At 73.2% G+C, this 13,036-nt stretch carries 12 protein-coding genes and 1 pseudogene; 10 read left to right on the top strand and 3 right to left on the bottom strand.

Annotation, left to right across the window (positions count from 1 at the left end; genetic code table 11):
• Positions 1 to 38 precede the first annotated feature (38 nt).
• The 10 genes and pseudogenes from ACTFTM_RS29315 (at position 39) to ACTFTM_RS29270 (ending at position 9,644) form a co-directional block, all read left to right on the top strand.
• On the top strand, positions 39 to 959 hold the full coding sequence (locus ACTFTM_RS29315) for a proline dehydrogenase family protein (RefSeq protein WP_449563549.1): 921 nt from the start codon (positions 39 to 41) through the stop codon (positions 957 to 959).
• 68 nt (positions 960 to 1,027) lie between these two features.
• Positions 1,028 to 1,603, top strand: a complete 576-nt coding sequence (locus tag ACTFTM_RS29310; RefSeq protein WP_449563548.1) for a TetR/AcrR family transcriptional regulator — start codon at positions 1,028 to 1,030, stop codon at positions 1,601 to 1,603.
• A 61-nt stretch (positions 1,604 to 1,664) separates the two neighbouring features.
• The gene (locus tag ACTFTM_RS29305; protein WP_449563547.1) at positions 1,665 to 2,954 is read left to right on the top strand and encodes a hypothetical protein; all 1,290 of its coding nucleotides are present in this window, start codon (positions 1,665 to 1,667) and stop codon (positions 2,952 to 2,954) included.
• Positions 2,955 to 2,976: 22 nt separating this feature from the next.
• Positions 2,977 to 4,359 (top strand): efflux RND transporter periplasmic adaptor subunit, encoded by a 1,383-nt coding sequence (locus ACTFTM_RS29300; protein ID WP_449563546.1) that lies wholly within the window; start codon positions 2,977 to 2,979, stop codon positions 4,357 to 4,359.
• A pseudogene (locus ACTFTM_RS29295) lies at positions 4,356 to 5,195 on the top strand (ABC transporter ATP-binding protein); the annotation flags it as partial. The gene ACTFTM_RS29300 and the pseudogene ACTFTM_RS29295, both read left to right, overlap by 4 nt.
• 209 nt (positions 5,196 to 5,404) lie before the next feature.
• On the top strand, positions 5,405 to 6,589 hold the full coding sequence (locus ACTFTM_RS29290) for an ABC transporter permease (protein WP_449563545.1): 1,185 nt from the start codon (positions 5,405 to 5,407) through the stop codon (positions 6,587 to 6,589).
• A gap of 200 nt (positions 6,590 to 6,789) precedes the next feature.
• Positions 6,790 to 6,999 carry a helix-turn-helix domain-containing protein gene (locus ACTFTM_RS29285; RefSeq protein ID WP_007465625.1) on the top strand — a complete coding sequence of 70 codons (210 nt, stop codon included), beginning with the start codon at positions 6,790 to 6,792 and terminating at the stop codon, positions 6,997 to 6,999.
• A 214-nt stretch (positions 7,000 to 7,213) separates the two neighbouring features.
• Positions 7,214 to 7,315 carry a 30S ribosomal protein bS22 gene (locus tag ACTFTM_RS29280; RefSeq protein WP_007465623.1) on the top strand — a complete coding sequence of 34 codons (102 nt, stop codon included), beginning with the start codon at positions 7,214 to 7,216 and terminating at the stop codon, positions 7,313 to 7,315.
• 119 nt (positions 7,316 to 7,434) lie between these two features.
• Positions 7,435 to 8,511 (top strand): NAD-dependent epimerase/dehydratase family protein, encoded by a 1,077-nt coding sequence (locus tag ACTFTM_RS29275; RefSeq protein ID WP_449563544.1) that lies wholly within the window; start codon positions 7,435 to 7,437, stop codon positions 8,509 to 8,511.
• Positions 8,512 to 8,786: 275 nt separating this feature from the next.
• Entirely contained in the window at positions 8,787 to 9,644 is an 858-nt protein-coding gene (locus ACTFTM_RS29270; protein ID WP_449566764.1) for a lysophospholipid acyltransferase family protein, read from the top strand.
• A 3-nt stretch (positions 9,645 to 9,647) separates the two neighbouring features.
• On the opposite strand, the gene ACTFTM_RS29265 is transcribed toward ACTFTM_RS29270, so the two are convergent.
• The 3 genes from ACTFTM_RS29265 to ACTFTM_RS29255 all read right to left on the bottom strand — a co-directional run bounded on the left by ACTFTM_RS29265 (position 9,648) and on the right by ACTFTM_RS29255 (position 12,823).
• Entirely contained in the window at positions 9,648 to 10,523 is an 876-nt protein-coding gene (locus tag ACTFTM_RS29265) for an HAD family hydrolase (RefSeq protein ID WP_449563543.1), read from the bottom strand.
• A 192-nt stretch (positions 10,524 to 10,715) separates the two neighbouring features.
• Positions 10,716 to 11,594 (bottom strand): DUF5667 domain-containing protein, encoded by an 879-nt coding sequence (locus ACTFTM_RS29260; protein ID WP_449563542.1) that lies wholly within the window; start codon positions 11,592 to 11,594, stop codon positions 10,716 to 10,718.
• A 287-nt stretch (positions 11,595 to 11,881) separates the two neighbouring features.
• Positions 11,882 to 12,823: an ECF subfamily RNA polymerase sigma factor, BldN family gene (locus tag ACTFTM_RS29255; protein ID WP_449563541.1), complete on the bottom strand. Its 942-nt coding sequence runs from the start codon at positions 12,821 to 12,823 to the stop codon at positions 11,882 to 11,884.
• Between the last annotated feature and the right edge of the window lie 213 nt (positions 12,824 to 13,036).

The following is a 13,036-nucleotide window of genomic DNA, read 5'->3' as shown; positions in this document are numbered from 1 at the left end:
CCGGGCGGGGGGCCTGGCAGGGGCGATACGCTCGGCTCATGCTCCGTTCCGTCATCCTCGCCGCCTCCCGGTCATCCCAGGTCGAGCGGCTCGTCGCGACTGCCCCGTACACCCGGGACGTCGTCCGCCGGTTCGTCGCCGGCGCCGCCACCGACGACGCGTTGCGCGCGACCCGCGGGCTCGTCGACGACGGTCTGGCCGTCACCCTCGACCACCTGGGCGAGGACACCGTCACTCCCGAGCAGGCCACGGCCACCCGGGACGAGTACCTGAAGCTGCTGTCGATGCTCTCCGGAGCGGGGCTCACCCCCGCCGCCGAGGTGAGCGTGAAGCTCTCCGCGCTGGGCCAGATGTTCGACGAGCAGTTGGCGTACGACAACGCGCGTGCGATCTGCACGGCCGCCGACAAGGCCGGCACCACGGTCACCCTGGACATGGAGGACCACACCACCACCGACTCGACGCTCGAGGTGCTGGCGAAGCTGCGCAAGGACTTCCCGTCGACCGGCGCGGTGCTCCAGGCGTACCTGCGGCGGACCGAGTCGGACTGCCGGGAGCTGTCCTCGGCCGGGTCGCGGGTGCGTCTGTGCAAGGGCGCCTACAAGGAGCCGGAGTCGGTGGCCTACCAGTCGGCCCGCGAGGTGGACAAGTCCTACGTCCGCTGCATGAACATCCTGATGTCCGGCGACGGCTACCCGATGCTGGCGACGCACGACCCGCGGATGATCTCGATCGGCGAGGACCGGGCCCGCTGGTTCGACCGGGGGCCGGAGCGCTTCGAGTTCCAGATGCTCTACGGCATCCGTCCCGAGGAGCAGGCCCGGCTGGCGGGCGAGGGCTACACGGTGCGCACCTACGTCCCGTACGGCGACGAGTGGTACGGCTACCTGATGCGTCGGCTCGCCGAGCGCCCCGCGAACATGGTCTTCTTCGGCCGTGCTCTGATCTCCAAGAAGTGACAGTCGCTTGACGCGCCCGGCTAGCAGCGTTAGCTTTTGAGCTATGGAAGCTAGCCGGGTGTGTGCCGGTGCCTAGGGCGGGGCTCAACCAGCAGACCGTGGTGCGCGAGGCCGCCCGCCTCGCCGACGAGGTCGGTTACGAACAGCTCACCCTCGCCGCGCTCGCCAGCCGGCTCGGCGTCGCGCTGCCCAGCCTCTACAAGCACATCCGCGGGGCCGACGCGCTGAGTCAGAAGCTCTCCGCGCTCGCCACCGCCGAGCTGGCCACCGAGCTGACCACGGCCGCCGTCGGGCGGGCCGGCGGCGACGCCCTGCGCGCCATGGCCGACGCCTACCGGGCGTACGCCCGCCGGCACCCCGGGCGCTACCCGACCACCCAGCGGGTGCCCGACCCGTCCGACCCGGAGCACGTCGAGGCGGGCGAACGCGCGGTCGGCGCCATCTTCGCGGTGCTCCGCGGCTACGGGCTCACCGGCGACGACGCGGTGGACGCGACCCGCGCCCTGCGCAGCGCCCTGCACGGGTTCGTCGCCCTGGAGGCAGCCGGCGGCTTCGGTCTACCGCGCGAGGTCGAGCGGTCGTACCACCAGTTGGTCGCCGGGCTGGACACCGCGTTCCGCTCGTGGCCGGCTCGCGGGGCCTGACCCGGCCGATCGGGCCGGGTCGGCCTCGCCCGATTCGCCGATTGGTCGTACCCTTCGGCGGGTGACTGACGGGGTGCAGCAGCCAGCACCGCGGCGGCTCTGGCCGCTGTGGACCGTACTCGTCGTTGTCGTCCTGCTGCTGGGCTGCGGCCTTCCGGCGATGCTGGTGATCGGGGCCATCCGTGAGGCCAACGGCCGGGCCACGCTCAGCCGGGCCGGCGCCATCGCCACCGACGACCCGGCCACCGCCGTCGCGCGAGGGCTGTCCGACCGGATGACCGCGCAGCTCCGGCGCCAGTCCACGGCGCTGCTCGGCGGCGATCGCGCCGCCTTCCTCGCCATCGCCGACCCGTCCGCACACGCCGACCTGCGTCGTCGCTTCGGCGCCCTGCGGGCCCTCAAGGTGACCGTCTGGCGGGCCGAGCCGAGCGGCCTGCCCACGCCGGTCGTCGGCAGACCGGGGGAGTGGCGGCTGCTGGTGCGCTTCCAGTACTGCTTCGTCGCGGCCGACTGCCGACCGAGCCCCGTGCTGATCGGCACCCGCTGGCGGGAGAACGGTGACACGCCCCGACTGGTCGCCGTCGAGGAGTCCAAGTCCGTCGAGACCGGCACCCGGCCCTGGGAGATCAGCGACCTGGTCGTGGCGGTCGGCGCGCGGACCATCGTCGCCACCACTCCGGCGCTGCGCGGCAAGCTGCCGGCCCTGCTGACCCAGGCCGAGGCGGCGGCCAAGGTCGCCGACACGTACGTCGCGGCGGGCTCGCCCCCGGACCGCTACCGGATCTTCTACGCCGGCCGTACGGAGTGGCAGCGCTGGTACGGCGGCGGGCGGCCACAGTGGACCGGCGGATACGCGGTGACCGTCGGCGGTGGCCACCACGAGGTGGTGCTCAACGCCGACGGGCTCCCCAGCAGTGGCGCCGACGACCTGCTCCGGCACGAGCTGACCCACGCCGCCTCACTGCCCGAGCGTGGCTACCCCGGAAAGACGACCTGGTGGCTGGTCGAGGGGCTGGCCGAGTTCGCAGGTTCGGGCGGTCAGCCGGTCGACCGGTACGAGGGGCTCGCGGAGGTGCGCAAGCTCGTCCGGGGTGGTTGGGACGGCCGGTTGGAGGGCGTCACCCCGGCCGACGACGCACCCGCCGAACGGGTGGGCGGCAGCTACGGCGTCGGCTACCTCGCCGTCCGCCACCTCGTCGACCGGTTCGGGCCGGAGCGGCTGCTGACCTTCTTCAAGGCCGTCGTGCACGACCGCGCGACGCTCGCCGCCGCCGCCGACGAGGCGTTCGACGAGGACTGGTCGACGCTGCACGACGAGTGCGTGGCGTACGTCCGCGCCACGGCCGCGTGACGGTGCGCCGTACCATCGATGGGTGCGCCGCCCCGACCTGCCGAGGCCCGCAAGCGCCACGCGGCCCCGCCTGCTCATCGCCCTGACCGCCGTCGCCGTCCTCACCGCCACCACCGCCGCCTCCTGCGGTGACGATCAACCGCCGGTCGCGCTCGCCTCGGCCGCCCGCAATCCGGTCAGCGAGGTGATCGACGCGCCGGCGACGGTGACGGCCCGCGCTGCCGCCAGCCTCACCGCGCCCGCCGACGGCACCCTGGCCAGCCTGCGTGTCCAGCCTGGACAGCGGGTGAAGCGCGGTCAGGTGCTCGCGGTGGTCGCGTCCCCGTCGGCCCAGTCTCGCCTGCGCCAGGCGAAGGAAGCGCTGGACGCGGCCAAGCGCGCCGGTCGGGGTGTCTCCACCGGCAACCTGACCAGCAGTCGGCGCAGCACCGACAAGGCCGCCGACGAGGCGTTCGACGCCGCCCGCAAGGCCGCCGAGAAGATCGCCGACCAGCAGTTGCGGGATGCGTTGCTGGCGCAGGTGACGTCCGCCCAGCGGCAGTACGCCGCCGCCGCGCGCAGCGCCGACGCGGCCGTCCGCGCCGTGCAGCGGGGGATCAGCGGGTTGAACTCCGCCGTCGGTTCGCTGTCCGCGGCACAACGGCTCCAGGCCCAGCAGGCGTACGACCTGGCGAAGGCGACCGTCGACGCGCTGACCCTGCGCGCCCCGATCCCGGGAGTGGTGCAGCCGGGCGGTACCCGGGCCGGCGGTGGCGCGAACGCCGGTCTGGCGGGGCTGTTGGAGCAGGCCGGTGGGGCCGGTCTCGACCCGTCCGCCCTGTCTCCCGCCCAGGCCGGCCCGCCGGCCGGGGTCGACGACGCCGTCGTGGTCGGCGGTCAGGTCACCGCCGGTACGCCGGTGCTGACCATCGTGGACACCGGGCAGCTCGGGCTGCTCGCCGACGTGGACGAGACCGACGTGCTGCTGGTCAAGCCCGGCGTGACGGCCACCGTCGAGCTGGACGCGGTGACCGGCGCCAGCTACGACGCCACGGTCCGCTCGGTGGACGTGCTTCCCACCAGCTCGGCCCAGGGCGGGGTCACCTACCGGGTACGCCTCGCCCTGGGCGCGGGCAAGCTGGCCGAGGACGAGCCGGCTCCCACGCCCCGCCCCGGCATGAACGCGATCGTGCACCTGCGCGTGCGTGAGGCGGCCGACGCGGTGACCGTCCCCGCCTCGGCCGTCTTCACCGCCGACGGTCGGGACGCCGTCTGGGTGGTCCGCGACGGTAAGGCGGACCGGGCGCCGGTGACCGTGGGCGTCCAGGGGTCCGACCTGGTGCAGATCCTCAACGGCGTCCAGGCCGGCGACCGGATCGTGGTGCGCGGCACCGACCAGGTGCGCGACGGCCAGGAGGTGCGGTGAGCGACACCCCGCCGGCCATCGAGGCGGTGGACGTGTCGCGCACCTACCAGCTTGACGGGGTGTCGGTCGAGGCGCTGCGCGGGGTGTCGTTGACCGTGCAGCCGGGGGACTACGTGGCGCTGGTCGGGCCGTCCGGTTCCGGCAAGTCCACGCTCATGCACCTGCTGGGCGGCCTGGACCGGCCGACCGGTGGCCGGTTGGTGATCGGCGGGCGGGACGTCAACACCCTCTCCCCGCCGGAGATGGCCACCCTGCGCAACGAGACGATCGGCTTCGTCTTCCAGGCGTTCCACCTGCTGCCGCGTACGTCGGCGGTGGAGAACGTCGCGTTGCCGCTCGTCTATCGGGGGGTGTCGGCCCGGCAGCGACGGGAGCGGGCGGCGGCGATGCTGGGCCGGGTCGGTCTCGGGCACCGGCTCGACCACCGGCCCAACCAGATGTCCGGTGGTGAGCAGCAGCGGGTCGCCATCGCCCGCGCGCTGGTCACCGAGCCGACGGTGCTGCTGGCCGACGAGCCGACCGGCAACCTGGACAGTGTGACCGGCGCGGCGGTCCTGGAACTGTTGGAGCGGCTGAACGCGGAGTCCGGGGTGGCGTTGGTGATGGTCACCCACGACCAGGAGGTGGCGGCGCGGGCCGCGCGCCGGATCGCCATGCGCGACGGTGTGGTGGTGGCGGACAGCGCCGGCGACCTTCATGATCGACCGCCGTCCGGTGATCACAATCGACCTGAGACACTGGTGCCCGCTCCCAGCGCGGAGCCCCGGTCCGTGTCCGGAAACGGCCCGGGGCACCCGTCCGGTGGCTCCGGTGGCGCCGCCGGAGCCACCGGACGCCTTCCGCAGGACCCTGGTCCACCTCACACGGAAGCCGAGGTGCGCGAGCCCGGCCCGCGCCGAGCGACGGCCGATGTGCGCGAGCCCGGCCCGCGCCGAGCGACGGCCGATGTGCGCGAGCCCGGCCCGCGCCGAGCGACGGCCGATGTGCGCGAGCCCGGCCCGCGCCCCGCGCGAGCAGACACAACCGAGCCCGGGGACGGTACGGCGTGAGGGTCGCGGAGGCGTGGCGGGTCGCGCTGGACGCGTTGCGCGCCAACCGACTGCGCAGTTCGCTCACCATGCTCGGCGTGATCATCGGTGTCGCGTCGGTGGTGTTGCTGGTCGCCATCGGCACCGGCACCAAACAGAAGGTGGAGCAGCAGGTCGAAGGGCTCGGCTCCAACCTGCTGCTGGTGGTCCCCGGCAAGATCGAGGTGGGCAACGCGCCGGTGGTCTCGCCGTTGACGCTCAAGGACGCCGACGCGGTCTCCCGCGTCGTCGGCGATCCCCAGCGGGTCGCGGTCACCGTCGCCTCCGGGGCGACCGCACGGGCCGGCGCGCGCTCCGACTTCACCACCGTCCAGGGCGTGCTGGAGACCACGCCGACGGTGTTCACCCGGACGCTGGCCCGGGGCCGCTACCTCACCGGCACGGACGTGGACACCAGCCGGCGGGTCGCGGTGCTCGGCGACTCGGTGGCCCGCGCGTTGTTCCCCGACCGCGATCCCCTCGGTCAACAGGTCACGCTCGCCGGCGTGCGGTTCCGGGTCATCGGCGTGTTCGCGCCCCTCGGGCAGAGCCTCGGCGTCGACCGGGACGACGAGGTGCACGTGCCGGTGACCGCCGCGCAGCGCCTCTGGGGCACCCAGCGGGTGGACGGCATCGCGGTCAAGGCGCCTGACCGGGAACGGATCGACGAGCTGGGTGAACGCATCGTCGCGGAGCTGAACCGCCGGCACCCGGACACCGAGTTCAGCGCGGTCACACAGCAGCAGATCCTCGGTGTGCTCGGCGACATCCTCGGCGTCCTCACCGGTGTGCTCGCCGCCATCGCCGGCATCTCGCTGCTCGTCGGCGGCGTCGGCGTCTCCAACATCATGCTGGTCAGCGTCCGCGAGCGGACCAGGGAGATCGGGCTGCGCAAGGCCGTCGGCGCGCGGCCCCGCGACATCGGCGTGCAGTTCCTGCTGGAGGCGGTGCTGCTCACCACCATCGGCGGGCTGACCGGGATGGCGCTGGGTGTGGGGACCGCCCTGCTGGTGGACGCGTTGTCACCGATCCCCGCCGCGATCACGTGGTGGTCGTTGGCGCTGGCCTTCGGTGTGTCGGCGGCGGTGGGGATCGTCTTCGGCGTGGTCCCCGCGCAGCGCGCCGGCCGGCTCGACCCGGTGGTGGCGCTGCGCGCCGAGTGAACAAACGGACGACGGACGCAGCCGGGGGGATAACGGCCGGCCGGAACGGGTGAACCGGCCACCGAAACATGATCAGTTGTACGAAGGGATCGCGCCGGTCACAGCCGCCCCGCTACCGTACTGGTAACACGCGCGTCGCCGCCCGGCCCGGAGCATCCGTCGGGTTGGCACGCGCCGGGCATGGGATGGGTCGGTGAGCCATGGCCGGGTCGCAGTCCGACGGACGGCTGTCGGAGGTCAAGTTCCTGACCGTCGCGGAGGTGGCGACGGTCATGCGGGTGTCGAAGATGACGGTCTATCGCCTCGTGCACAGCGGTGAGCTGACCGCGGTCCGGGTGGGCCGGTCGTTCCGGGTGCCCGAGCACGCGGTGCACGAATATCTGCGGGGCGCTTTTCAGGAAACCGCCTGAGCCACCGTACGGCCGATCGAGCGCCCGCTGGGCGTGATGGACGGGGGCGCGTTGGTCCTGCTGACGCTCTCCCGCTACCCTGGAGCGCGACCGAGACCCCGCCGGTGCGCCCCGCCGCCCAGACTGGTCCGGTCCGTTGTCCGCATGCGGTCTCCGTCGCCACCTGCGTGGTGTCATCCGGTCCGCCCCGCACGTTGTATCGAAAGGCTGTCGTATGGGCTCGGTGGTCAAGAAGCGCCGTAAGCGCATGGCTAAGAAGAAGCACCGCAAGCTGCTGCGCAAGACCCGCGTCCAGCGTCGCCGTCTCGGCAAGTGACCGCCGCCGGGCCCAGCCCGGCACCAGCGTCACTTGCCAAACTGTCGACTCCCGGAGGCTCAGGTGATCAGGCCGTGGTCGTCCCGGCTCGATCCCGCCTGTCGGCGTAGGTGCGTGCGATGACCCCCGGTAGCACCCCAGGTGCTCCGGGGGTCGTCGTCGTGACCGGGGTCGGTCGTTACCTGGGCGCCCACGTGGCGGCCCGACTGGCCGCCGACCCGCGTATCGAACGGGTCATCGGCGTGGACGCGCCGGAACCGGCCGCCGAGTTCACCGATCTGCTGGACCGGGTGGAGCGGATCCGCGTCGATCCGGGTTCGCTCGGGGGTCTCCTCGCCGACCTGGACGTCGACGCGGTGGTCCACCTGGCGCTGGTCAGCTCTCCCGACCCGCAGCACGGTGGCCGGTCGGCCATGAAAGACCAGAACGTCATCGGCACCATGCAGCTCCTCGCCGCCTGCCAGCGGGCGCCCCGCCTGCGCAAGCTCGTGGTCCGGTCGTCGACCGCCGCGTACGGGGTGTCGTTCCGCGATCCGGCGGTGTTCACCGAGGAGACCGAGCCGCGTGAGGTGCCGCGCGGCGGTTTCGGCCGCGACATCCTCGACGTCGAGGGGTACGTCCGAGGTTTCCGCCGCCGTCGGGCCGACGTGACCGCGACGGTGCTGCGCTTCGCCCCGTTCATCGGTTCGACCGCCGACACGACCCTGACGCGCTACTTCGCGCAGCCGTTCGTGCCGACCGTGTTCGGCCGCGATCCCCGGCTCCAGTTCCTGCACTTCGACGACGCGTTGGAGGTGCTGCACCGGTCGATCGTGGAAGACCACCCGGGCACCTACAACGTCGCCGGCCCGGGTGTGCTGTCGCTGTCCCAGGCGATCCGCCGCGCCGGCCGGGTGGCCGTACCGGTGTTCGAACCGGGTCTCTCCGGCGCCGCGGCGCTGGCTCGCTCCATGGGGATCGGCCGCTACGGCCTCGACCAGGTCGATCTCTTCGTACACGGCCGGGTCGTCGACACCACGCGCCTCGAGCAGGAGTACGGCTTCACGCCGCGCTCCACCGCCGAGGCGTTCGAGGACTTCATCCGCGCCCACCACGGTAAGGCGGTGCTCAGCCGGGGTCAGTTGGCCGCCGCCGAACAGGTGGTCCTGGACGGCATCCGGCAGGTCCGTGCCGCGGTTCGGGAGCGGACGTCATGACCGGGCAGGAACCGCAGGGGATCGGGCGGTTCGACGTACCGTCGGTTCCGCCCGTGCCGGACGCGGAGCCGGCGCGGCGCAACGGCCACCGCCCGGCGGCCCGGCTCGCGCCCGCCGCGACGGCCGGCGACGAGGTGGACACGCCGACCGACGGTCCGGCGGGTACGGCCGGCGACGAGGTCGACGCCACGGCCACCGGCGAGCCGGCCAGCGGGAACGCGCCGGCTTCCGGCGGTGGCACCGCGCCGGCTTCCGGCGGTGGCACCGCGCCGGCCGTGGCGGATCGGCCGGGGGACCAGTGGGACCGCAGGGTCGCCAACGGGCTGGCGTTCCTGCGTCGACGGTTGGCCGGGGACTACGAGGTCGACGAGTTCGGTTTCGACCCGGAGTTGACCGACGCGGTCTTCCACCCGTTGCTGCGGCTGCTCTACCGGGACTGGTTCCGCACCGAGGTCAGCGGGGTGGAGCACGTACCCGTCGAAGGGCCCGCCCTGGTGGTCGGCAACCACTCGGGCACCGTGGCGCTGGACGCGTTGATCCTGTCGACGGCCCTGCACGACAAGCACCCGGCCCACCGCTACCTGCGCCTGCTCGGCGCCGACCTGGTGTTCCGGATGCCGGTGGTGTCGGAGATCGCGCGCAAGACCGGCGGCACGGTGGCCTGCAACCCGGATGCCGAGCGGCTGCTCGGCGGCGGGGACCTGGTCGGCGTGTTCCCCGAGGGGTTCAAGGGCATCGGCAAGCTCTACGCCGACCGGTACAAGCTGCAACGGTTCGGCCGGGGTGGCTTCGTCTCGGCGGCGCTGCGCACCGGCACCCCGATCGTCCCGGTCGCCATCGTCGGGGGCGAGGAGATCTATCCGATGCTCGCCGACATCAAGCCCCTCGCGCGTCTGCTCAAGCTGCCGTACTTCCCGGTGACGCCGACCTTCCCGTGGCTCGGGCCGCTGGGAATGGTGCCGCTGCCCAGCAAGTGGCTGATCGAGTTCTGCCCGCCGATCCCCACCGCCCACCTGACCGACTCGGCGGACGACCCGCTGGTCGTCTTCAACCTCGCCGACCAGGTGCGGGAGACCATCCAGCAGACCCTGCACACGCTGCTGGAACGGCGGCCCGATCCGTTCGGTCCCTGACCCTCAGTCGGTGCGGCGGCGACGCTGGAGGGCCAGGCCGGCGGTCACCGCGCCGGCGACGAGACCGGCCGCCGCCGTCGACGGTACGGCGATCTTGACCGCTCGACGGCCGGTACGGAAGTCCCGTACCTCCCAGCCGCGCTGGCGGGCCTGCCGCAGCAGGGTGCCGTCCGGGTTGACCGCCACGGCCCGGCCCACCGCGGAGAGCAGCGGCAGGTCGTTGGCCGAGTCGCTGTACGCCGCGCAGCGGGTCAGGTCCAGCCCTTCCACGGCGGCGAGCTGGGTGACCGCCTCGGCCTTCGCCGACCCGTGCATGAGGTCACCCACCAACCGCCCGGTGTACGCCCCGTCCCGTACCTCGGCCACCGTGCCGATCGCGCCCGTGAGGCCGAGCCGGGCGGCGATCACCCGTCCGATCTCCACCGGGGCGGCGCTGACCAGCCACACGCGTTGGCCGGCGTCCAGATGGCGTTGGGCGAGCTGGCGGGTACCGGCCCAGATCCGGGGGGCCATCAGCTCGTCGAAGATCTCCTCCGCCAGGCGTTCCACGTCGTCGACCCGCCATCCCTCGACGAAGGCCAGCGCGGCCTCCTTCGCCTGGGACATGTCGCCCGCGTGTTCCCGGGCGAGCAGCCGGAACCGGAGCTGCTGCCAGGCGAAGCGGGCCAGGTCGGCCGTCGTGAAGTAGTTCCGGGCGGCGAGCCCCCGGGCGAACCAGTAGATCGACGCGCCCTGCATCATCGTGTTGTCGACGTCGAAGAAGGCGGCGGCGGTCGGGTCCGGTGCCGGCGGGGTGAGCGCTGCGAGGTCCGTCTCCGCCCAACCGGCGGTGTGTCCCCGGACGTCGGTGCTGACCGTCACCCTGCGGCTGCGCGCCACGCGACTTCCCCTCCTTCCGCAGCTACGACGATGCCTCCAGCGAGGGTATCCGGAACGCACGGTCGACCGGCCGGGCACAGGGAACTCGTGCCGCGACCGGTCGGTTGTGCGCTCTCGCGTGGCGGTCCGCCTGCCGGTCTCGCCGTGCGCGCCTTCGCCGTGCGGGTCGACGTGCGCGTCTTTCGGTGGCGGTCAGCGTGCGCCGGGGCAGGTGCTCGGGGTGGGGCCGAGCGTGTCGCTGCCGGTCGGCGCCGGCAGGCCGCACGCGATGGCGGCGCGCACCGCGTCCGACCGCTCCCGGATGCTGTCCAGCAGGGCCAGCGACCGCCGGGTCCGTTCCCGGTCGGCCCGGCCGGCGCCGTCGAGCAGGTTGCTCACCGCCCGCCGCTGGCTGGCGACGAACGTGTTGACGGCGTCGAGACTGGCCGGCTCGGCGCGCTGCACGGCGGCGGCGGTGAGCAGGCGGACGCCCTGGCGGGTGTCGGCGTCCATGTCGTCGAGGACGGCGCTGTAGCCGATGCGGTCGCCGCGCAGCTCGGATGCCTCGCCGAGCCGGGTGCGGGCGAAGTCCAGGAAGAGCTGGCCGCGGCTGATGTCCGAGCTGGCCAGGGCGAGTTGCGCTCGCTCGGTGGACCGCTTCATGCCGTAGAGCGCGTCGCCGGGAACGGCGTTCTCGCTGGCGGCGGAGATACCGGAGACGGCGATGGCGCCGGCGGCGATGCCGACCAGGATCGCTCCCCGGGCACGGGCCCGCCGGGCGGTGACCGCTGGCAGCAACGAGCCACGGCTCGTGGCGGCGGTACGCGGGGCGGCCGGCTCGGCGGTCGTCGGGGTCGTGCCGATCCCCTCGCGCTCCGCGGTGGCGAGCAGCATCGCCCGCAGACCGGTGCGGAAGTCGGGATCCACCTCGACGGCGGGGGGATCGACGCTGATCCGCTGGCCCACCGCGACGAGCGGCGCGAGCTGGCTGTCCACCCGGGACCGCACGTGGTGCCGCCGGCCGCCGTTGGCCTCGTCGAGAAGTTGCGCGAAGCGCTCGGCACGCCGGCGACAGAAGAGGTCGTGGTCCACCGCAGGCACCTCCTCTCGCTGGTCACGGCCGGTCGGCCGCCGTGGTCTACGGCGACCGGTCGGCGTTGTGACACCACGGAGGTGAGGCGCCGTCCGGCCTGCCGGGCGGACCTCGGTGCCCCGGCCCTGCCGGGACTTCCACCGGTCGCACCCGGAGAAACGCGGCGGGCCGGGCACGGGTTACGGGCCGGGCGGAGCGGAAATCACAAAAAGTGATCGGCGTCACCGAGTGAGACCCACCCTGAGCTGCGCAGACAGTGATCGGCGCGCATCGGTGGGCTGGCGAATCACGGTTGGAAGCCGTCGGGCAGAAGTCGTGCCAGCGCACGGACGGCCCGGTACTGCAAGGCCTTGATGGCACCCTCGTTCTTGCCCATGGCTCGGGCCGTCTCGGCCACCGAGAAGCCCTGCAGGAACCGGAGGACAATGCACTCCTGCTGCTCCGGGTTGAGCTGCTTGACGGCGGTGAGCAGGGCGACGTTGGTGATGTGCTCGACAACGGCGGCTTCCGGACTGCCCTCGGGGCCGCGATCCTCGCGGTCGGCGTCGAGCACGTCGCCCGTGGTGACCTCCAGCCGGTAGCGGCCGGACTTGAAGTGGTCCGCGACCAGGTTACGGGCGATGGTCACCAGCCAGGCGCCGAGATCGCGGCCCTGCCAGGTGAAGCTGCCGATCCGTTTGAGGGCGCGCAGGAACGTGTCCGACGTCAGGTCCTCGGCGAGCTGTCGGTTGCCGACCCGGAAGTAGACGAACCGGAAGACCGTGTCCACGTACCTGTCGTAGATGAGACCGAACGCCTCGGACTCGCCGGCCTGCGCCCGCTCGACGAGCGTCCAGACCTCGGTGGCCGGATCGGACGGGTCCGGGCGGCTCGGGAAGCCGGTCGGCGTCGTCGCGGTGGCGGCCGGAACCGCCGGGATCACCGCCGTCTCGCCCGCCGCCGGATCGGTGGTCGCGGCCGGGGCGTCGCTGGTCCGGCGGCCCTGCGACGGCATGGTCGGTCGGGTCGGCGCGGCGACCCGACCACCGGTCGGCATCCCGTTGCCACCGGGGACCGCAGGTCTTGGCGGAGGCTCGTTGGTGTGCGGGCGGTTGCGGGTCCGCTGCGCGGGGCCCTCGCCGCGCGGGTCGCCCAGCGGCGCGCGGGTGGCTGGGCGTTCGTTGACCTGCGCGCGAGGCGTCTGGCCGGTCAGGCCGACGGGACGTTCCGCGTATCCGAAGGTGGTCATCGCGCCGTCCCCGTCCCGTTGGTGGCCGGGTGGGCCGGTTTGCGGGTCGTCGGTGCGGACCGGCCGGGCAGCCGGTCGGGCAGGACTGTTCCGGGGTGTGCCGACGGGCGGCAGTTCCCCTTGAGGTGCTGGTCCAATGCGCTCACAGGCACGGGGGCCTCCTCGGGCTGAGGGGTGTCGACTCACGGCAAATGGGGTGAGCCGACCCGAGTG

This window comes from Micromonospora sp. RB23, from assembly GCF_053585025.1.
Note: the sequence above shows the minus strand (reverse complement) of the source record. Positions and strands in the feature narration are given on the sequence as shown.

Coding starts and splice junctions, on each gene's coding strand:
- ACTFTM_RS29285 (WP_007465625.1), top strand. CDS start 6,790: ATGGCCGGGTCGCAGTCCGACGGACGGCTGTCGGAGGTCAAGTTCCTG.
- ACTFTM_RS29280 (WP_007465623.1), top strand. CDS start 7,214: ATGGGCTCGGTGGTCAAGAAGCGCCGTAAGCGCATGGCTAAGAAGAAG.
- ACTFTM_RS29275 (WP_449563544.1), top strand. CDS start 7,435: ATGACCCCCGGTAGCACCCCAGGTGCTCCGGGGGTCGTCGTCGTGACC.
- ACTFTM_RS29255 (WP_449563541.1), bottom strand. CDS start 12,823: ATGACCACCTTCGGATACGCGGAACGTCCCGTCGGCCTGACCGGCCAG.
- ACTFTM_RS29315 (WP_449563549.1), top strand. CDS start 39: ATGCTCCGTTCCGTCATCCTCGCCGCCTCCCGGTCATCCCAGGTCGAG.